Annotated in this window: 16 protein-coding genes; 10 read left to right on the top strand and 6 right to left on the bottom strand. The window is 72.8% G+C overall.

Going from position 1 to position 19,702, the window contains the following annotated elements; translation table 11 throughout:
* The first annotated feature begins 31 nt into the window (after positions 1 to 31).
* The 4 genes from uvrB (at position 32) to ACNAVT_RS11990 (ending at position 4,500) form a co-directional block, all read left to right on the top strand.
* Positions 32 to 2,140 carry an excinuclease ABC subunit UvrB gene (gene uvrB / locus ACNAVT_RS11975; RefSeq protein ID WP_416295562.1) on the top strand — a complete coding sequence of 703 codons (2,109 nt, stop codon included), beginning with the start codon at positions 32 to 34 and terminating at the stop codon, positions 2,138 to 2,140.
* Positions 2,141 to 2,152: 12 nt separating this feature from the next.
* Positions 2,153 to 3,037 (top strand): DUF6597 domain-containing transcriptional factor, encoded by an 885-nt coding sequence (locus ACNAVT_RS11980; protein ID WP_416295564.1) that lies wholly within the window; start codon positions 2,153 to 2,155, stop codon positions 3,035 to 3,037.
* A gap of 23 nt (positions 3,038 to 3,060) precedes the next feature.
* Positions 3,061 to 3,429 (top strand): VOC family protein, encoded by a 369-nt coding sequence (locus tag ACNAVT_RS11985; RefSeq protein ID WP_416295566.1) that lies wholly within the window; start codon positions 3,061 to 3,063, stop codon positions 3,427 to 3,429.
* Positions 3,430 to 3,585: 156 nt separating this feature from the next.
* Entirely contained in the window at positions 3,586 to 4,500 is a 915-nt protein-coding gene (locus ACNAVT_RS11990) for a DUF5753 domain-containing protein (RefSeq protein WP_416295568.1), read from the top strand.
* A 256-nt stretch (positions 4,501 to 4,756) separates the two neighbouring features.
* On the opposite strand, the gene ACNAVT_RS11995 is transcribed toward ACNAVT_RS11990, so the two are convergent.
* Positions 4,757 to 5,050, bottom strand: coding sequence for an antibiotic biosynthesis monooxygenase family protein (locus tag ACNAVT_RS11995; RefSeq protein ID WP_416295570.1), 294 nt, complete (start codon positions 5,048 to 5,050; stop codon positions 4,757 to 4,759).
* Between the two features lie 453 nt (positions 5,051 to 5,503).
* Between ACNAVT_RS11995 and ACNAVT_RS12000 the strand changes: the two genes are divergently transcribed.
* A complete protein-coding gene (locus ACNAVT_RS12000) occupies positions 5,504 to 6,502 on the top strand; it encodes a TerC family protein (RefSeq protein ID WP_416295572.1) in 999 nt (332 codons plus the stop codon).
* A gap of 54 nt (positions 6,503 to 6,556) precedes the next feature.
* Here ACNAVT_RS12000 and ACNAVT_RS12005 read toward each other — a convergent pair whose 3' ends face one another.
* Positions 6,557 to 7,486 (bottom strand): NlpC/P60 family protein, encoded by a 930-nt coding sequence (locus ACNAVT_RS12005; protein ID WP_416295574.1) that lies wholly within the window; start codon positions 7,484 to 7,486, stop codon positions 6,557 to 6,559.
* A 44-nt stretch (positions 7,487 to 7,530) separates the two neighbouring features.
* Complete coding sequence (locus tag ACNAVT_RS12010; protein ID WP_416295576.1) at positions 7,531 to 8,628, bottom strand: mandelate racemase/muconate lactonizing enzyme family protein; 1,098 nt, start codon at positions 8,626 to 8,628, stop codon at positions 7,531 to 7,533.
* Positions 8,629 to 8,672: 44 nt separating this feature from the next.
* Here ACNAVT_RS12010 and ACNAVT_RS12015 point away from each other — a divergent pair, with 44 nt between their 5' ends.
* Positions 8,673 to 9,470: a tyrosine-protein phosphatase gene (locus tag ACNAVT_RS12015; protein WP_416295578.1), complete on the top strand. Its 798-nt coding sequence runs from the start codon at positions 8,673 to 8,675 to the stop codon at positions 9,468 to 9,470.
* A gap of 53 nt (positions 9,471 to 9,523) precedes the next feature.
* Here the strand turns inward: ACNAVT_RS12015 and ACNAVT_RS12020 are convergent, their stop codons facing one another.
* On the bottom strand, positions 9,524 to 10,390 hold the full coding sequence (locus tag ACNAVT_RS12020; RefSeq protein WP_416295580.1) for a serine hydrolase: 867 nt from the start codon (positions 10,388 to 10,390) through the stop codon (positions 9,524 to 9,526).
* A 124-nt stretch (positions 10,391 to 10,514) separates the two neighbouring features.
* The gene (typA, locus tag ACNAVT_RS12025) at positions 10,515 to 12,383 is read right to left on the bottom strand and encodes a translational GTPase TypA (protein ID WP_416295582.1); all 1,869 of its coding nucleotides are present in this window, start codon (positions 12,381 to 12,383) and stop codon (positions 10,515 to 10,517) included.
* 130 nt (positions 12,384 to 12,513) lie between these two features.
* On the opposite strand from typA, the gene ACNAVT_RS12030 reads away from it, so the two are divergent.
* Both ACNAVT_RS12030 and ACNAVT_RS12035 read left to right on the top strand, forming a co-directional pair.
* The gene (locus ACNAVT_RS12030; RefSeq protein ID WP_416295584.1) at positions 12,514 to 13,974 is read left to right on the top strand and encodes a DedA family protein; all 1,461 of its coding nucleotides are present in this window, start codon (positions 12,514 to 12,516) and stop codon (positions 13,972 to 13,974) included.
* Between the two features lie 31 nt (positions 13,975 to 14,005).
* The gene (locus tag ACNAVT_RS12035) at positions 14,006 to 14,872 is read left to right on the top strand and encodes a lytic transglycosylase domain-containing protein (RefSeq protein ID WP_416295585.1); all 867 of its coding nucleotides are present in this window, start codon (positions 14,006 to 14,008) and stop codon (positions 14,870 to 14,872) included.
* A 51-nt stretch (positions 14,873 to 14,923) separates the two neighbouring features.
* Here ACNAVT_RS12035 and ACNAVT_RS12040 read toward each other — a convergent pair whose 3' ends face one another.
* Complete coding sequence (locus ACNAVT_RS12040) at positions 14,924 to 17,059, bottom strand: MMPL family transporter (protein ID WP_416295587.1); 2,136 nt, start codon at positions 17,057 to 17,059, stop codon at positions 14,924 to 14,926.
* 137 nt (positions 17,060 to 17,196) lie between these two features.
* Between ACNAVT_RS12040 and ACNAVT_RS12045 the strand changes: the two genes are divergently transcribed.
* Together ACNAVT_RS12045 and ACNAVT_RS12050 are read left to right on the top strand one after the other, a co-directional pair.
* The gene (locus tag ACNAVT_RS12045; protein WP_416295647.1) at positions 17,197 to 17,745 is read left to right on the top strand and encodes a MarR family winged helix-turn-helix transcriptional regulator; all 549 of its coding nucleotides are present in this window, start codon (positions 17,197 to 17,199) and stop codon (positions 17,743 to 17,745) included.
* Between the two features lie 2 nt (positions 17,746 to 17,747).
* Entirely contained in the window at positions 17,748 to 19,403 is a 1,656-nt protein-coding gene (locus ACNAVT_RS12050) for a CocE/NonD family hydrolase (protein ID WP_416295648.1), read from the top strand.
* Positions 19,404 to 19,702 lie beyond the last annotated feature (299 nt).

Here is a 19,702-nt window from a genome sequence, read left to right on the forward strand (position 1 = left end):
ACTGTCGGACCTCGGGCGTACCGTTGGGGTCATGGCGCTCGACATTCCCCGGCTCGACGGCCGCTTCCAGGTCGTCAGCGAGTTCCAGCCGGCCGGCGACCAGCCGGCCGCCATCGACGAGCTGGAGCGCCGCGTGCGGCGCGGCGACCGCAACACGGTGCTGCTCGGCGCGACCGGCACCGGCAAGAGCGCCACGACGGCGTGGCTGGTCGAGCGGCTGCAACGGCCGACGCTGGTGCTCGCGCCCAACAAGACCCTCGCCGCCCAGCTCGCCAAGGAGTTCGGTGAGCTGCTGCCGCACAACGCGGTGGAATATTTCGTCTCGTACTACGACTACTACCAGCCCGAGGCGTACATCCCGCAGACCGACACCTACATCGAGAAGGACTCCTCGATCAACGAGGAGGTGGAGCGGCTGCGGCACTCGGCGACCATGTCGCTGCTCACCCGGCGCGACGTCATCGTGGTGGCGACCGTCTCGGCGATCTACGGCCTGGGCACCCCGGAGGAATACCTGGACCGTGCGGTCCGGGCCGCCGTCGGGCAGGAGCTCGACCGCGACCAGCTGCTGCGCCGGCTGGTCGACATCCAGTACACCCGCAACGACATGGCGTTCCAGCGGGGCACCTTCCGGGTCCGGGGCGACACGCTGGAGGTCATCCCGGCCTACGAGGAGCTGGCCGTCCGGATCGAGCTCTTCGGTGACGAGATCGAGAAGTTGTACTACCTCAACCCGCTCACCGGTGACGTGGTCCGCGAGGTCGACCAGCTGATGATCTTCCCGGCCACGCACTACGCGGCCGGCCCGGAGCGGATGGAGCGGGCGATCCGCGACATCGAGACCGAGCTGGGTGAGCGGCTGGCCGAGCTGGAGCGGCAGGGCAAGCTGCTGGAGGCGCAGCGGCTGCGGATGCGCACCACCTACGACATCGAGATGATGCGGCAGGTCGGCTTCTGCTCCGGCATCGAGAACTACTCCATGCACATCGACGGCCGGCTCCCCGGCAGCCCGCCGCACTGCCTGCTCGACTACTTCCCCGACGACTTCCTCACCGTGGTCGACGAGTCACACGTGACCATTCCGCAGATCGGCGGCATGTACGAGGGTGACGCCTCCCGCAAGCGGATGCTGATCGACCACGGATTCCGGCTGCCCAGCGCGGCCGACAACCGGCCGCTGCGTTTCGACGAATACCTGGAGCGGGTCGGGCAGATGGTCTTCCTCTCCGCCACTCCCGGCCCCTGGGAGCTGGAGCAGGGCCAGGGTGAGTTTGTCGAGCAGGTGATCCGCCCCACCGGCCTGGTCGATCCCGAGGTTGTCGTCAAGCCCACCAAGGGGCAGATCGACGACCTGATGCACGAGATCAAGCTGCGCACCGAGCGGGACGAGCGGGTGCTGGTCACCACCCTGACCAAGAAGATGGCCGAGGACCTGTCGGACTACCTCCTGGAGAACGGCATTCGGGTGCGCTACCTGCACTCCGAGGTGGACACGCTGCGCCGGGTGGAGTTGCTGCGCGAGCTGCGCAAGGGCGACTACGACGTGCTGGTCGGCATCAACCTGCTCCGGGAGGGCCTCGACCTGCCGGAGGTCTCCCTGGTGGCGATCCTCGACGCCGACAAGGAGGGCTTCCTGCGCAGCGGCCGGTCGCTGATCCAGACGATCGGCCGGGCCGCCCGTAACGTCTCCGGCCAGGTTCACATGTACGCCGACAAGATCACCCCGTCGATGGCGAACGCGATCGAGGAGACCAACCGGCGTCGGGCCAAGCAGATCGCGCACAACGAGGCGCACGGGATCAGCCCCGAGCCGCTGCGCAAGAAGATCCACGACATCCTCGACGACATCTACCGCGAGGCGGAGGACACCGAGAACACCCGTGTCGGCGGGGGTGCCCGGCAGCTGTCGCGGGGCAAGGCTCCGGTCAAGGAGACCCGCAGCCGTGGCCGCGGCGGCGCGGCGGCCACGTCCCGGGAGGGGATGGCCCGGTCCGATCTGGCCAACCTCATCCAGGAGCTCAACGAGCAGATGCTCGCCGCCGCGCGGGAGCTGCAGTTCGAGCTGGCGGCCCGGATCCGGGACGAGATCGCCGACCTCAAGAAGGAGCTGCGCGGGATGGACGCCGCCGGCGTGAAGTGACGGGGGGCGGGGATGGACGGGGTGCTGACCGAGGCGATCGTCGGCCTGCCCGACCCCCGGCTGCGCCCGTACGTGGACCGCTACCTCGGCTACCGCGAGCAGGTGGCCCGGCCCCTGGTGCGCCGCGAGGTGGCCGGCGCCTTCGTGGTGCTGATCCTCGGCTGGGGTGCCCCGCTCGACGTCATCGATCCCCGTGCCGTCGAGCGCGGCGCGTACGGGGTGAACGCGTTCCTGGCCGGGCCGTTCGACGCGTACTGCACGACGCGCACGGTGGGGGAGGGCGCCGGGGTGCAGGTGCTGCTGACGCCGCCGGCCGCGCGCCGGGTGCTCGGGCTGCCGCTGGGTGAGGTGACCAACCGGGCGGTGCCCGCCGACGGGCTCGCCGGTTGGCTGGCGAGGCTCCGCGACGAGGTGGCCGACGCCCCTGACTGGGCCGGACGCTTCGCCCGGCTCGACGCGGCCCTCGCCGCCCGGCTGGCCGCGGCCGGGCCGGTCGACCCGCGGTTGCTGCAGGCCTGGCGGGTGCTCGCCGGCAGCGGAGGCGCTGCCGCTGTCGGGGCGTTGGCCGGCGAGGTCGGCTGGAGCCGCCGGCACTTGGCCGCCCGGTTCCGACGGGAGTTCGGCCTGCCGCCGAAGACTGTCGCCCGGCTAATGCGCTTCCAGCGGGCGTATGCGACGCTGGGCCGCGAGCTGATCGGCCCGCCCGGGCACGGTGCGGCGCCGGCCGCCGGGACCGGCCCGCCACCGGGCCGGCACGGCGGGCCGGGGTGGGCGGAGCTGGCCCTGCGCTGCGGCTACTTCGACCAGTCGCATCTGATCCGTGACTTCCGGGAGTTCGCCGGGGACACCCCCGAGACGTTGGCTCGCCCGAGGTCACATTCGTCCAATCCTGGCTGACCGGCCTGCGGCAGACTCGGCGCATGCGAAGCATCTACCCGGTCCTCCGGTACGCCGACGCCAAGGCTGCCATCGATTTCCTCCGGTCCGCGTTCGACCTCACCGTGCACGAGGTGCACGAGGGCCCGGACGGGACGGTGCAACACGCTCAGCTCGGCTACGGCGACAGCCTCGTCATGCTGGCCACCGGGCCGGCACCGGCGTCCCGGCCGGCCGACGACGACTACCGCGTCTACGTGGCCGTGGGCGACGTCGACGCCCACCACGAGCGGGCCCGGGCGGCCGGCGCGGAGATCGTCCGGCCGCCCTTCGACACCGACTATGGCTCCCGCGACTACGTCGCCCGGGACCTGGCCGGGCTGGTCTGGTCCTTCGGCACGTACCGGCCCTGATCCGACCCGGACGGCAACCCGATCGGCCGGCTGGGACCGTGCCGACCGCACCGGGTCGTCCGGAAGCGGGCGGGGCGCCAGGTCGATTGCACTGCGCAAGGGAGGTGTTGCCCTGCGTGATGGCGATGCGTACGCTCCCACGGTGGGGAGGCTCGTATGCCGCTGTCCGCAAGTCCTGTGGTCCGGCGGGTGCGGCTCGGCGCGGAGCTGCGCCGGTTGCGCCGCCGGGAGTCGCTCACCCTGGAGCAGGTCTGTGTCCGGCTCGGGTGGGCGTCCACGTCGAAGCTGTCCCGCATCGAGCTGGGCCAGAGCCGGCCGGACCTGGCCGACGTGCTCGACCTGCTCGACGCCTACCAGGTGCCCACCGACCAGCGCAACGAGCTGATCGTCATCGCCCGGGACGCCGCCACCGGCCGGGGCCGCTCCAAGGCCTTGAGCGAAATGGGCGAGCGGCAGCGGGCGTACGCGGAGCTGGAGGCGGGCGCCGCCTGCATCGTGGAGTACCAACCGGCCCTCGTGCCCGGGCTGCTGCAGACCGCGGCCTATGCCCGGCTGCGGGTAGGCGCGGGGGCGCTGCTCGGTGACGAGGTGGACGTGGAGTCCGACGTACGGGGCCGCACGGTGCGCCAGGAGGTGCTGCGCCGCCCGGACCCGCCGGACTACACGGCGCTGCTCGACGAGCGGGTCTGCGACCCGGACGGCACCCCGGCCGACGTCTGGCGTGACCAGTTGCGGCACCTGGTCGCCCTTGCCGAGCGGCCGCACATCACCATCCGGGTGGTGCCCCACGACGCTGCCCGGGACGGTGGCGTGCACCCGCTGGCCGCCTTCTCCTACTACGCGTACCCGGACCCGGCCGACCCCCGCACTGTGCTGGTGGAGACCCTCACCACCGACCTGCGGCTGGTGGCCGAGGCGGACATCGCCCGCTACGAGCGGCTGGTCGACCGGCTGCTGGCCGCGGCGCTGCCCGCCGCGGAGACCGTCGACCTGCTGGCCCGGCAGCTCGGCCCGGCGCACGTGCCGCGGCCCCGCGAGCCCCGCAGCGCCCCGGTCCCCGAACCACGCTGAGTGGGGGCCTGTCCGGCTGCCTGTGCCCGGTCGAGCAGGGAGCGCAGCCGATCCGCCAGCCACGCTTCCGACCGGCCGATCGAGCCAGGGCGCCGCCCGTGCGTAACAGGTGCCGGCGTGCTCCGTGCCGCTGGAAACCACCCTCGGAGTCTCGCCACGGAGAATGCCCGCGCGGCCACCAGGCCCGGCGCCCCCGATGCCCGTCGGGACCGGTGGCCGGCGCGTCGTGCGCAGGCTACGCGAGGGGTACGACAGCTCAGGCAGGCACGTCGATGAAGTGCTCGACCCGCGGCGGGCCGGCGAAGTAGGGGCCGATCAGGGCCCGCCACTGCGGGAAGCGCTCGGTCTGCCGGAAGTTGACGTCGTGCGCCTCGACCGAATCCCACTCGACCAGCAGCACGAACCGGGACGGCGACTCCACGCCGCGGGTCATCCGCACCGAGCGGCAGCCCTCGGCGCCGCAGAGGATCGGATGAGCCTGCGCGTACGCGGCGGCGAAGTCATCCTCATGCCCGGGCGTCACGTCGATCAGCGCGACCTCAAGAACCATGCCCGAAGCCTCGCACGCCGCTCGTCGGTCGGTACGCCCCGGGGCCCCGGTCCCGTGCCGCACTCCGCCGGCACGAGCCGACAAGAAGGAGTCCACGTCGGGCGGCGCCGCCGCCACGGCAAGCCCTAGCCTCCTAGGATGTGCTGCGGAATGAGCTTGTCCGCACGTCCGAAGTGATTCGTTCAGCAAACTGGCCCCCCGGAGATGCGCCCGGCGGCCCTGATGGTGAACAATGGCGCCCGAGGAGGGGAGTATTCCCCCGCGACGGAGTCGTCAGCACGGAAGAGGCACCGGCCCCCCGGTGGCACGACCCGGCTCCGTCGGTCAGTGATCCGCCATGGCGGATCGGTGGCGGAAGAGACCTCCGACAGTCACCAGTGTCAGCGTCGACGCACCCCAGCCCCTCACGGGGCGTACGGTGTGCCCGACGCTGTGTGTCTGCCGGAGGATAAGTTGAACGTGTCCGGATTGGTGTGGGCCGGGACCCTCGTCGCGCTGATCGCGATCCTGCTCCTCGACCTCTTCGTCATCGGTCGGCGCCCGCACGAGCCCAGCGTCCGTGAGTCGAGCCTGTGGGTCGGTTTCTACGTCGGGCTGGCGCTGCTCTTCGGTGCGGGGCTCTGGCTGATCCAGGGGCCCAGCGCGGCCGGCCAGTTCTACACCGGCTGGCTCACCGAGTACAGCCTCTCGGTGGACAACCTCTTCGTCTTCGTGATCATCATGGCCCGCTTCGGTGTGCCCCGGAAGTACCAGCAGAAGGTGCTGCTCATCGGCATTCTGCTCGCGCTGGTCCTGCGGGGTGGCTTCATCGCCGCCGGCGCCGCGCTGCTCGCCCAGTTCTCCTGGGTCTTCTACCTCTTCGGCGCCTTCCTGATCTACACGGCGATCAACCTGGCCCGCCAGGGTGAGCCGGACGAGGACGAGTTCAGCGAGAACGTGCTGATCCGGTGGAGCCGCAAGGCGCTGCCGCTGTCCCGGGACTTCGACGGCGCGCGGATCACCACCCACGAGAACGGGAAGCGTCTCTTCACCCCGATGCTGATCGTGATGATCGCCATCGGCACCACCGACCTGATCTTCGCCCTCGACTCGATCCCGGCGATCTTCGGGATCACCCAGGAGCCGTACCTGGTCTTCACCGCGAACGTGTTCGCGCTGATGGGGCTCCGGCAGCTCTACTTCCTGCTCGGCGGGCTGCTGGACCGGCTGATCTACCTCAGCTACGGCCTGGCCGTGGTGCTCGGCTTCATCGGGGTGAAGCTGGTCCTGGAGGCGCTCGCCGACAACAATCTGCCGTTCGTCAACGGCGGCCAGCACGTGGCGTGGGCCCCGCACATCCCGATCTGGCTCTCGCTTGCCGTCATCCTGGGCACCCTGGGGCTCGCCACCGCGGCCAGCCTGATCAAGTCGTCCCGGGACCGGCGGCGCGAGCTGGCCGCCGCCCGGCACTGACCTCGCGCAAATGGGGCGCTCCCGGCCACGGGAGCGCCCCGTTCGCCTACCGGGTCAGACCCGGTGGGCGCCGATCAGGGTGGCCTCGCGGTCGGGGGGGAGCCGTTCCTCCACCACCTCGCGTTGGAGGTAGCAGGCGTGCAGCATCCGCCGGACCTCGCCGCGCGGCTCGCTGCTGACGATGCCGATGTGATGGATCCGGCGACCCGGCCGGGCGAAGAGGTAGAGGTCGCCGGGGTGCTCCTCGCCGAGCGTCAGGGGAGTGGTCGCCTCGGCCTGGTCGTCGGCGTCGCGGGGGAGGGTCACCCCGTATCGCCGCCAGGCCAGGTGCACCAGCCCGGAGCAGTCGATGCCGTGGCTGGAGACGCCGCCCCAGACGTAGACCAGGTCGCGCAGTCGCTCGGCGACGGCGAGCACCTCCTTGGCCTCCGGCCGCTCGGTGGGCAGCGGCACGACGTCGCCCTCGGGGGCCCAGAGCGGCCCGGCCTGGCCGGGCACGTGAACCGGCCGCCATCCGTCCACCGGGCGGCCGGCCGGGGCGAGGCGGGTGCCGAGGACCACCGCGGGCACCGCCACCGGGCCGTCCGGAGCGGAGCGCAGCGCGGTGAGCGTGGCGTCGACCACCAGCGGGGTGGCCGACGGGTCCGGCTCCGGCGCGGGGGTCAGCTGGGCGGTGGGCAGCCAGCCGGGATAGCCCCGGTGGTCGAGCTTCCGGGCGGGCTGTTCGAGAGCGACCACGTGGGCCCAGCCGTCGGAGCGCAGCTCGGTGACGAGCACCCGTTCGCCGAGTAGCAGCTGGCTGAGCACACACTCGCCGACCCGCTGGTCGCGGTCCATGCCGCCGATCCAGGCGGCGGTGTCCGGGGTGTCGGTCAGGGCGGGGCGATCGACCGGGCGGATCTCCTCCGGAGAACTCCAGAGGGTCGCCACCGGGACCCGGACGACGGCCTCGCGGCCGGGTTGCAGCTCCACGTCCACCCCCATGTCGTGTCCTCCTCTGCCGACCCTATGAAAATTTCCAACGAGCCTCAACCGTTGCTCTGAACCTTAGCTTCACTCAGGCCGGTGATGCCGAGGCCGGGGGCGTCCGGGAGGATCAGGCTCGCGCCGTCGTACCGGATGCCGCCGCGCACCGGCGACCAGGCCAGCCACCAGGCGGCGTCGAGGTCGGAAATGGCGCTGGTGCCGTACGCGGCGACCAGGCTGGCCGCGGCGCCCAGGCCGACCTGGCTCTCCATCATCGAGCCGACGATCGTGCCCATCCCGTGGGCGGCGGCCAGGTCGAGCAGCGTCCGGGCGGTGTGCAGGCCGCCGCATTTGGCCAGCTTGACGTTCACCATGTCAGCAGCCCGGCGGCGGATCACCTCGACCAGGTCGCGGACGTCGAAGACCGACTCGTCGGCGAGGATCGGCAGGTCGACCCGGTCGCTGACCCAGGCGAGGCCGTCCAGGTCCCGGCGGTGGACCGGCTGCTCGACCAGTTCGACGTCGAGCCCCGCGTCCTCGATGCCGCGGATGACCCGGACCGCCTCGCGTGGCGTCCAGCCCTGGTTGGCGTCCAGCCGGATGCGCACGTCCGGGCCGACCGCGGCGCGGACCGCGCGGACCCGGTCGAGGTCGCCGCGGGCGTCGGTGCCGACCTTCAGCTTGAGCACGGTGAAGCCCTCGGCCCGGCGTTGCTTCGCGGCGGCGGCCAGGTCTATCGCGTCGCCGGCCGCCAGGGTGACGTCCGTCGGCACCCGCAGCGCGGTGCCGCCGAGCAGCCGCACCAGGGGTACGCCGAGCCGCCGCGCGGCCAGGTCGTGCAGGGCGACGTCGACGGCGGCCCTGGCGGACTCGTTGCCGACCACCGCGCGGCGTACCTCGGCGCAGCGGGCCTGGAGGTCGTCGGCGTCCCGTCCGGTCAGCGCGGGCGTGAGGACGTCCCGCACGCACGCCTCGGCCCCGTCGATGGACGCCCCGGTGACCTGCCAGACCTGCGGGGCCTCGCCGAACCCGGACCGCCCGTCGGTGTCGACCACCTCGACGACCAGGGTGTCCACGGTGGTCGTACGGCGCAGTGCGGTGACGAACGGGGTGTGCAGGGGGGCGGACAGCCGGTGGGTGCGTACCGCGGCGATGGTCATGTGCGGCACTCTATAGCCAGATGCCGAGGACCAGGGGAGGGCCGATGGCAGGACTGGACTGGGGGCTGGTGGGCGCGCCGAACGCCCGTGACCTGGGTGGTCTGCCCACACCGGACGGACGCCGGGTCCGGGCGGGCCGGCTGATCCGCACCGCCGCGTTGGGTCGGCTCACCGACGAGGACCTTCCGGTGCTGGGCAAGCTGGCGCCGGCCTGCGTGGTGGACCTGCGGCACGCCACCGAGCAGCGGGTCGCCCCGCCGGACCGCCTCGTCGGGGAGCCGCGGGTGGTGCACCTGCCGGTGTACGACCCGGCTCACCCGGTCTTCACGTACGTCTCGGCGGTGCTGCTCGGTCACGATCTGGGCGCGTACGAGGAACTGGCCCGGGAGGGCATGCCGGCGGCGATGACCACGATCTACCGGTGGTTCGTGACCGGGGAGTCGGCGCGGACCGGGTTCGCGGCGGCGGTGCGGGTGGCCGCGGACGGGGCCAACCTGCCGCTGTTGTTCCACTGTTCGGCCGGCAAGGACCGGACCGGTTGGCTGTCGGTGGTGCTGCTCACCGCCCTCGGGGTGGACGAGGCGGCGATCCGGGCCGACTACCTGCGGCACAACGAGCTGACCGAGAGCCTGCGCGAGGTGCTGCTCGCGGCGATGAGCCGCCAGCGCCCGGACCTGGACCCGGCGACCGCGCGTCCGCTGCTGGAGGTGCGGCCGGAGTACCTGGATGCCGCCTACGACGAGGTGCGGCGGGTGCACGGCTCGTTCGGGGCGTATCTGCGCGACGGGTTGGGGGTGACTGACGAGATGCTCGCCGCGCTGCGCGGGAACCTGCTGGACTGAGGGGGCTGCCGGCCGGCCCGCCGACGCCCGCGTCGGCGGGCCGGTGGTGCCGGTCAGTCGGTCAGGTCGTGCCGGGACTCCCACACCTGCGCGGAGACGTTCGCGATCAGGCGGCAGGCGTCGTCCTCGACCTCCTCGCCGCTCGGGCCGCCGTCGGCCAGGTCGGTGGTCGTGCAGACGACGATCGCGTACGGCGGGGCGTCGGCCGGGAAGACCACGCCGGCGCCGTGCCGGACGCCGTGCACCCAGCCGTTCTTGTGCGCGATCCGGGTCCCCTCGGGCAGGCCGGCGGCGAGATCCTCGCGGTGTTCCTGGGCGAACAGCACGTCCAGCATGGACGCGCATCCGGTCGGGGAGGCCAGCGGGCCGGGCCGGCGCGCGCCGAGGGCCAGTTCGCTGAGCAGGGCGGCCAGGTCGGCGGCGGTGACCAGGTTGTTGATGCCCACGTCCCGGGCGGCGTAGTCCTCGATGCCCCGGCCGGTGAGGCTGTGCCGCGCCCCGCCGAGCGTCCACGCCTCGGCCACTCCGGGCAGCCCGACGCGGTCGATGACGATGTTGGTGGCCAGGTTGCTGGACCGGGTGATCATCCGTTCCGCGAGCCAGCGCAGCGGTGCGGTGCCGCCGAGCCGCTCCCAGACCGCGTCGTCGTTGTCGTAGTGCTGGGCGCAGGCGAATCGGGGTGCGCCCGGCGCGGCGGAGTCGAAGTCGTTGCGTACCGGGATCGGCTCGTCCAGGTTCAGCCGGCCGGCCTCGGCGGCGCGGTGCAGCGCCACCAGCACGCCGACCTTCATCGTGCTGGCCGCGTAGTGGGTGTCGTCGGGTAGCCGGGTCCAGGTGGGTCGGGCGCCCAGGCGCCCCACGTACGCGGAGACGGTGCCGGGCACCTTGTCGAGGTGCGCGTCGATTTCCTCCCAGGTCATGCCGGTGACCGTAGCCGATCATCGCCACCGGCGGGACCGGGGTGGACCGGCCCTCGCCGGGGCCAGGGGAGACGGGGGAGCCCGGGCCGCCGGGTGGGCGGCCCGGGCTCCGGGTGGGTCGGGGTCAGCCGGCGTGCTTGCGGCGGGCGGCGGTGCGGGCCCGCTGGGTCTGGTCGAGGACCACCTTGCGGATGCGGACCGCGGCCGGGGTCACCTCGACGCACTCGTCCTCGCGGCAGAACTCGAGGGCCTGCTCCAGCGACAGCTTGCGCGGCGGGATCAGCTTCTCGGTCTCGTCCGCGGTCGACGAGCGCATGTTGGTGAGCTTCTTCTCCTTGGTGATGTTGACGTCCATGTCGTCCGAGCGGGAGTTCTCGCCGACGATCATGCCCTCGTACACCTCGGTGCCCGGCTCGACGAAGAGCTGGCCGCGCTCCTGCAGGTTGGTCATCGCGAACGCGGTGACGCTGCCCGCCCGGTCGGCGACCAGCGAGCCGTTGTTGCGGGTACGCAGCTCGCCGAACCACGGCTCGTAGGACTCGAAGACGTGGTGCAGGATGCCGGTGCCCCGGGTCTCGGTGAGGAACTCGGTCCGGAAGCCGATCAGGCCACGCGCCGGGACCAGCCACTCCATCCGGATCCAGCCGGTGCCGTGGTTGACCAGCTGCTCCATCCGGCCCTTGCGGGTCGCGAGGAGCTGGGTGATCGCACCCAGGTACTCCTCGGGGGCGTCGATGGTCAGCCGCTCGACCGGCTCGCAGGTGCGGCCGTCGATCTCCTTGGTGACCACCTGCGGCTTGCCGACGGTGAGTTCGTACTGCTCGCGGCGCATCTGCTCGACCAGGATGGCCAGCGCAAGCTCGCCGCGGCCCTGCACCTCCCAGGCGTCCGGGCGCTCGGTGGGCAGCACCCGTAGCGAGACGTTGCCGATCAGTTCCTTGTCGAGCCGGTCCTTGACCATGCGGGCGGTGACCTTGGCGCCCTTGACCCGGCCGACGAGCGGCGAGGTGTTGGTGCCGATGGTCATCGAGATGGCCGGCTCGTCGACGGTGATCAGCGGCAGTGGCGTCGGGTTCTCCGCGTCGGCGAGCGTCTCACCGATCATGATTTCCGGGATGCCGGCGACGGCGATGATGTCGCCCGGGCCGGCGGATTCGGCCGGCTTGCGCTCCAGGCCCTCGGTCATCAGCAGCTCGGAGATGCGGACCCGCTGGGTGCTGCCGTCGGTGCGGCACCAGGCCACGGACTGGCCCTTGCTGATGGTGCCCTGGCGGACCCGGCACAGCGCCAGCCGGCCGAGGAACGGCGAGGCGTCGAGGTTGGTGACGTGCGCCTGCAGCGGCGCATCCTCGTTGTACGCGGGCGGCGGGATGGTGTCGAGCAGGGTGCGGAACAGCGGCTCCAGGTTGTGGCTGTCGTTGGGCACCGCGCCGTCGGCGGGCTGGGTCAGGGAGGCGATGCCGTCGCGGGCGCAGGCGTAGACGATCGGGAAGTCGATCTGCTCCTCGTCGGCGTCCAGGTCGAGGAAGAGCTCGTAGGCCTCGTCCACGACCTCCTTGATCCGGGCGTCGGGGCGGTCCACCTTGTTGATCACCAGGATGATCGGCAGCCGGGCCTTGAGGGCCTTGCGGAGCACGAACCGGGTCTGCGGCAGTGGGCCCTCGCTGGCGTCGACCAGCAGCACCACGCCGTCGACCATGGTCAGGCCGCGTTCGACCTCGCCGCCGAAGTCGGCGTGGCCGGGGGTGTCGATGATGTTGATGGTCACCGGCTCGGACCCGTCCGCCGGCATGTACCGCACGCCGGTGTTCTTGGCGAGGATGGTGATGCCCTTTTCCCGTTCGAGGTCCATCGAGTCCATGACCCGCTCGGTGACCTCACCGCGGGCGCCGTAGGCGCCGGCCTGCCGCAACATGGCGTCGACCAGGGTCGTTTTGCCGTGGTCGACGTGGGCGATGATGGCGACGTTGCGGAGGTCGGTGCGTAGCTGCATACCCTCCATACTCCTGTCTGCGGTTGCCGTGGGTCGTTCGGGGTCACCCTTGGATGGCCCGGATCTCTGCCGAAACTGCTGTCCCGACCGTTTCGTCGGCTGGCATGCTGGGCCCCGTGCGGGGGACCGGATGCCTGACCTGCTGACGTGGCTGCAGGGCCTGTCGCCCCTGCTGATCTACCTGGTCGCCGCGATGATCGTCGCGGGCGAGACCGCGGTGATCTTCGGACTGCTGGTGCCGGGAGAGGCGACCCTGCTGCTGGTCGGGTTCCTAGCGTACGCGGGGACGCTACGGCTCGCCCCTACGCTGCTGGCGATGATGGCCGCCGCCGTGACCGGAGACACACTGGCCTTCCGTGCCGGCCGCCGGTACGGGCCTCGGCTGCGCGCCTCCGGCCTCGGCGCCCGGATCGGCGCCGACCGCTGGGGGCGGGCCGACTCCCTGCTCGGCCGGCTCGGCGGTCGCGGTGTCCTGGTCGCCCGCTGGGTGCCTTTCGTCCGCACCCTGGCCCCCCGGCTGGCCGGCGCGGCGGGTCTGCCGTACCGGCGGTTCGCACCGTGGAACCTGGCCGGGGTGGTCAGCTGGGTCGGCGCGTCCGTGTTGGCCGGTTACGTCGCCGGTGAGTCGTACGAGCAGGTGTCCCGGCTGCTCGGGCGGGCCACCGGCGCGGTGCTGCTCCTGCTGTTGTGCCTGGTCGGGGTGGTGCTGGCCGGCCGCTGGCTCGGCCGCAACCCCGACCCGGCGCGGGCGCTGGCCGCCCGGGCGGCCGCCCTGCCTCCGGTCCGCTGGCTGCGCGCCCGCTACGGGGTGCTGTTTCTCCTGGTCACCGCGCGGGTCGGGCCGGCCTGGACGTTGCTGCTCAACCTCGTCGTCGGCCTGCTGCTGCTCTTCACCGTCGGGCTGGCCGTCGCCGTGCTGCTGGAGGCGGTGGTCCGGCACAGTGGGCTCGGGGTGGTCGACGGGTTCATCGCGCACTGGTTTGCCGCCCGACGTACCCCCGGGGTGGTGGATGCGGCGCTGGTGGTGGTCTCGGTGCTGCGCGGGTCGGTCCTGATCGCCGCGGTGGCGGTCGTCGCGGCGGTGCTGGCCTGGCGGAAACCGCCCCGGCGGGCGGACCTGCTCAGCGTGCTCGGCACGGTGGGCGCGTTCGTGCCGCTGGTGGTGCTGGCCGTGGTCGCCGACCTGACCGGCCCGGGCGGCGACGGGGCCCTCTTCCCCGCCCAGAACGCGGTGGTGACCGCGGGTTTCGGCACGCTGGCCTGGCTGCTGTCGAGGGGCGCGCGCTGGCCGGCGGCCGTGGCGGTGTGGACGGGTGCTGTCTCGGGCGTGCTGGCCGTCGGTGGCGCCCGCCTCTATCTGGGGTGGAGCACGGCCAGTGGCACCGCCACATCCGTGCTGCTCGGCGTGGCCTGGACCACGGTGTTCATGGTCGCCTGGGCCACCCGGGACCGGGCGGTCGGCGTGGGCGATCCGCTGCCCACGGAGGAGTCTGAGGGCACGGGGGAGCCGCCGCCCCGGGCAGGCCCGCAGGGGCCGCACTCGTCCGGGGCGGCGCCGCGGGTACCCCGGCGCCCCATCGATCCTTGCTAGGGTGCGGCGGACAGCCATGGGGGAGGATCGGATGCGTCGAGGAATCGGCCGGTGGGCCACGGCGGCCACCGCGCTGCTGCTGGCGGTCGGGATCAGCGGATGCGGTGGTGAGCAGCGCCCGCCTCGGGGGGTGGCCGTCGATCTGCCCGGCGAGGTGCCCGTGGAGGCGCCGGCCGACGAGCCGAGCGAGGCGCCGCCGGCGGTCGAGGCGATGGGCGTGGCGCCCAGCAAGGCCAGCCCGAGCGCCACGCCGACGGCGAAAGCGAAGCCTAAGCCCACCCGGACCACCACCGGCCCGTTGGCCAAGCCCAAGCCACCGACGGAGACGAAGGTCCCGCCGCCACCGCCGAAGCCGGCGCCGAGTGGCTGCAAGCCCAGTTACCGGGGCACCCAGGCGACCCGCAGCCAGGTGAAGGCCGCCCTGTCCGATGCGGCCGCGAAGACCTACTGGCCGACCTCAGCGCCGGCCATCAAGATCCCGCTCAATCTGGTCAAGGCCACCGCCTGGCAGGAGAGCGGCTGGCAGTCCAACATCGTGGCCTGCGACGGTGGGATCGGGCTGATGCAGGTCATGCCGGCCACCGCGGACTGGATGAACCAGCGCTTCGGTCAGTCGTACGACATCAACAACTACCGGGACAACGCGTACCTGGGCGCGAACTACCTCGCCTGGCTCACCAAGTACATCGGCGACATGTACTTCGAGTCGGACTACCGGCTGGACACCTCGCTGTGCACCAGCGAGCTGAACTCGTGCCTGCTCAACGCCATCATCTCGGCGTACAACTACGGGCACAACGCGGTGGCCCGGGAGGGTCAGCCGCTCACCATCCCCAACCCGGGGTACGTGTACAACGTGCGGGAGTTGATGAACACGTGCGAATGCCTCAGCTTCTGAGCTGACGAGCGAGGGGCCCCGTCCGGGGCCCCTCGCCGCCGCTTCGGCAGGTCAGTCGCGGGCGGTGACCGCCGCCGCGGGCGCCCGGCCCCGCTGCCCCGAGGCGGCGGCCTCGCGGCGGATCCGGCCCGGCCACCAGAACCGGTCGCCGAGCGCGAACGCCAGCGCCGGGACCAGCACCGTCCGGACCAGCAGCGTGTCCAGCAGCACGCCGACGCAGACGATGATCCCGATCTGGGTGAGCGTGATCAGCGGGAGCACCCCGAGCACGGCGAAGACCGCGGCGAGCAGCACACCGGCGCTGGTGATGACCCCGCCGGTGACCCGCAGCGCGGAGAGCATGCCGTCGCGGGTGCCGGTGTGGCGGGCGTCCTCCCGGGCCCGGGTGACCAGGAAGATGTTGTAGTCCACGCCGAGGGCCACCAGGAACACGAAGGCCAGCAGCAGCACGCCGCTGTCCAGCGCCGGAAGGTCCAGCACCCGGTCGAAGAGCAGCCACGCCGCGCCGAGGCTGGCGAAGAACGAGGCGATCACGGTGAGCACCAGCAGGACGGGGGCCAGCAGGCCGCGGAGCAGCAGCACCAGCACCGCCCCGACGAGCAGCAGGATGACCGGCAGGATCAGTCGCAGGTCCTTGCTGTTCGCCCGGTCCGAGTCGTAGGTGGCGGCAACCGTACCGCCGACCACCGCGCCGTCCGGGGGGTCCGCGCCAGCGACCGTGGGCGGCGCGGAGTGGGGCACGGCGGTGACGGCGTCGCGCAGCGCCGCCACGGCGCGGTCCGAGGCGGCGGTGCCGGGCTCCGCCGCGAACACCACGTCGACCTGGGCGACCCGGTCGCCGGCGGGGCCGGGCCGGGCGGAGGCGACCCCGTCGACCGCGGTGGCGGCGGCCACGACGGCCTGCGCCGCGCCGGGGTTGGTGAGCACGGCGACCGGTTGGGTGGCTCCGGCGGGGAAGGCCCGGGCGAGGATCTCCGCCCCGGCCACCGCCTCCGGCTTCACCCGGAACCGCTCGGTCTCCGACAGGCCGGTGCGGACACCGAGGCCGCCCAGGGCCAGGCCGGCGAGGAGCAGCGTGGCGAGTGCCGCGACCGGCACCGGCCGGCGGACGACGGCGGCGCCGAGCCGGCCCCAGAGCCGGCCTTCCCGCGGCCGGCTGCCGACCCGGGGTACGAACGGCCAGAACAGTCCCCGCCCGAAGATCACCAGGGCGGCGGGGAGCACGAACAGCGCCGAGAGCATGGCGAACACGACACCGGTGGCGCAGGCGACCGCGAGGGCGCGGTTGGTCTCCTGCTCGGACAGCAGCAGGGTGAGCACGCCGAGGACGACGGCGGCGCCGCTGGCCAGGATCGGTTCGGCGGTGCGGCGCAGGGCGGCCCGCATCGCGGTGAACCGGTCCTCCTCGCGGCGCAGTTCCTCGCGGTAGCGGGCGATCAGCAGCAGGGCGTAGTCGGTGGCGGCGCCGAACACGAGAACGCTCGCGATCCCGGTGACCTGGCCCTGCTGGAGGTGGATCCCGACCGCCGGCACGATCGTGTCGACGGCGCGCAGGGTGAGCTGCTCGGTCGCGGCGACCACCAGCAGCGGCACGATCCACAGGAACGGGCTGCGGTAGGTGACGAGCAGCAGCAGCGCGACGACGGCGGCGGTCACCGCGAGCAACGTGACGTCCGCGCCCTCGAAGACCTTGGTGAGGTCCGCGGTGACGGCCGGCGCGCCGGTCACCTGCACGGTCAGCGCGTCGGGCAGGCCGGCCAGGGCGGTGCGCAGCTGGGCGACCTCGTCGAGTACGGCCGGCTGACCGCCGGCGGTGGACAGCGGTACGGCGACGAGCGCCACGGTGCCGTCGGGGGACAGCTGCGCCGGGCCGACCTGGCCGCCGGCGGCGAGCCGGCCGAGCGCGGCCGATGCTTCGGCGAGGGCGGCCCGGTCGGACTCGGCCAGCGGGGCCCGGTCGTCGCGGCTGACCACGACGACGGCGGGCTGGACGTCGCTGGACGGCAGCTGCTCCTGGAGGCGTTCGACCTGGGTCGACTCCCACCGCACGGACAGGCCGGTGGTGGAGACGGGTGCGGGGTTGTCGGGCGTGGGCAGCCCGAAGACGACCGCCCCGACGACGAGCGCGGCGGCCACGGTGAGCCAGGCGGCCAGCCGGCCCCGGGCGACGCGGGTGAGCAGTGACATGGGATGCCTCAGGTGGTCGTTGCGGGGGCGACTCTTGCCTGTCGAGTATCTCGATGGCCGAGATTATCGGTGGCTGCTCTATGCTGCAACCGGGCCGCGCGGACAGGGGGCATCGGCGAGACGTGGCAGCGCAGAGCATGTACCGGCGGCGGGACGACCGGCGCGGGCAGATGATCGGGGACATCACCAACGACCTGCGGCGCTACTCGGTGGACGCGCAGCAGGTCGGGCATGCGTTCGCCGGCATGCACGGGCTCAACGCCACCGACCTGCAGGCGCTGTTCGCGGTGATGGACGCCGAGCTGCTGGGTGACCCGATCACCCCGGGACGGCTCGGCGAGCGCCTCGACCTCTCCTCCGGCTCGGTGACCGCGCTGATCGACCGCCTGGAACGGGCCGGTCACATCCGGCGCGACCGGGACACCGTCGACCGGCGCAAGGTGTTCCTGCGCTACGCCGACCAGGGTGCCGCCCTGGCCCGTAGCTTCTTCGCCCCGCTCGGCCGGCGCACCGACGAGGTGATGGCCCGGTTCAGCGACGGGGAGTTGGAGGTCGTGCACCGGTTCATGGCCGAGATGGTGGTGTCGATGCGGGAGCACCGGGACGCCGTCCGGGCGGCCAGGGGTGAGCCGTCCCGGCGGGCGGCTGCCTCCGATCTGGCCGCCCCGGAGCGCGCCGCCGAGTGACCGTGGATCGGCTCGTCACCCGGCTGGTCACCGCGGCGCTGCGGTTGCCCGCCGCCCGGACCCGGCGGATCGCGGTGGCCCGGGACATCCCGGTCCGGGTCCGCGACGGCGTCATCCTCCGCACCGACCACTACGCCCCGGACCTGCCGGGCGCGCCCACCGTGCTCATCCGCACGCCGTACGGGCGGGGCGGGCCGACGCGGCTGCTGGGTCGGCTCACCGCCGAACGTGGCTTCCACGTGGTGATCCAGTCCTGCCGGGGCACGTTCGGATCCGGCGGTGAGTTCGCCCCGCTGGTGCACGAGCGCGACGACGGCCTGGACACCCTCGACTGGCTGCGTCGGCAGCGTTGGTGGTCCGGGGCATTCGGCATGTTCGGCGCCAGCTACCAGGGCTTCGTGCAGTGGGCGCTCGCCGCCGAGGCGGCCGACGAGCTGCGCGCGCTGGTCGCCGTGGTGACCGCGTCGGCCACCCGGGACTCGACGTACGCGGGGGAGTCGTTCGCGCTGGACACCGTGCTGACCTGGGCGGAACTGCTCCAGGCGCAGACCGTGCCGTGGCTGGTGCGGCAGTGGGAGCTGAAGCGGGGGCAGCCCCGGCTGGCCCGGGCACTTGCCCACCTGCCGCTGGCGGAGGCCGACCGCATCGCCACCGGAGTGACCGTGCCGTTCTTCCAGGAGTGGCTGCGCCACCACACCCCCGACGCCGACTACTGGCGCCCCCGGGTCTTCGGAAACCGGATCGCCGAGGTACGTGCCCCGGTGGCGATGGTCAGCGGCTGGCAGGACATCTTCCTCCCCGCCCAGCTCGACGACTACGCCCGGCTCCGCGCGGCCGGCGCCCGGCTCCGGCTGATTGTCGGACCGTGGACCCACGGCAGTCCGGGCCTGCTCGTGGCGTCCATCCGGGAGGGCCTCGACTGGCTCGACGAGCACCTGGCCGGCCGTCCGGGGCCGCGCCGTGCCCCGGTCCGGGTGCATGTCGGCGGCGACGGCGGCGGCTGGCGGGACCTGCCGGACTGGCCCCCACCGGCGGTGCCGATCCGGTGGCACCTGCACCCCGGCCGGGCCCTCGGCACCGCCGCCGCGCCCTCGTCCCCGCCCGACCGGATCTGGTACGACCCGGCCGACCCCACGCCGTCGCTCGGTGGCCCGCTGCTGGTCGCCCAGCGGGCCGGTGCGGTGGACAACCGGCCCGTGGAGGCCCGGGCGGACGTGCTGACGTACACCAGCGCTGCGCTGGACGCGCCGGTCGAGGTGGTCGGCCCGGTCCGCGCCGAGGTCCACGTCCGCAGCGAGCTGTCCTACCTGGACGTCTTCGTGCGGCTCTGCGACGTGGACCGCCGGGGCCGGTCCTGGAACGTCTGCGACGGTCTGGTGCGGGTCGCTCCCGGCCGCTTCCCGACGGATCCCTCCGGCGTGGTTCGGGTGCCGGTCACCCTCTGGCCGATCGCGCACCGCTTCGCGCCCGGGCACCGGCTGCGCGTCCAGGTCTCCGGCGGCGCCCACCCGCGCTACGCGCGGAACCCGGGCACGGGCGAGCCGCTCGGCACTGCCGTTACTCTTCGTGCTGGCTGGCGGGAGATCCTGCACGACCCGGCGCATCCGTCGGCCATTGTGCTCCCCCTGGCGCAGCCACCGTCCACAGGTTGCCCGTAGTTCCAGATAGTGCCTCTGACCTGGGCAGTTCTCGGTGGGCGTGGATATCCTCGGGGCAACTGCCCGGCGCGGTGCACCACTAAGGACGAAGATCACCGCCCCAAGATGCCCCAAATTCCTACTCGTGGCGGGGATGCGGGCGACCCGCGTGCCCGTTCGAGCCACCACTTGCTGGCACGCAGTGGCACACCGCCGTCTGATCCCGCTGGCGCAACTACCTCTGTGGGGCTCGCCACCGCCGGGGCAACACCCCGGCTTCTTGCTGTCTACTGTGCCAGCCATGATGAACTCTCCCTTCG

The sequence above is a fragment of the Micromonospora sp. SL4-19 genome, from assembly GCF_047921475.1.
In the GTDB taxonomy this organism is placed as follows: Bacteria; Actinomycetota; Actinomycetes; order Mycobacteriales; family Micromonosporaceae; genus Micromonospora.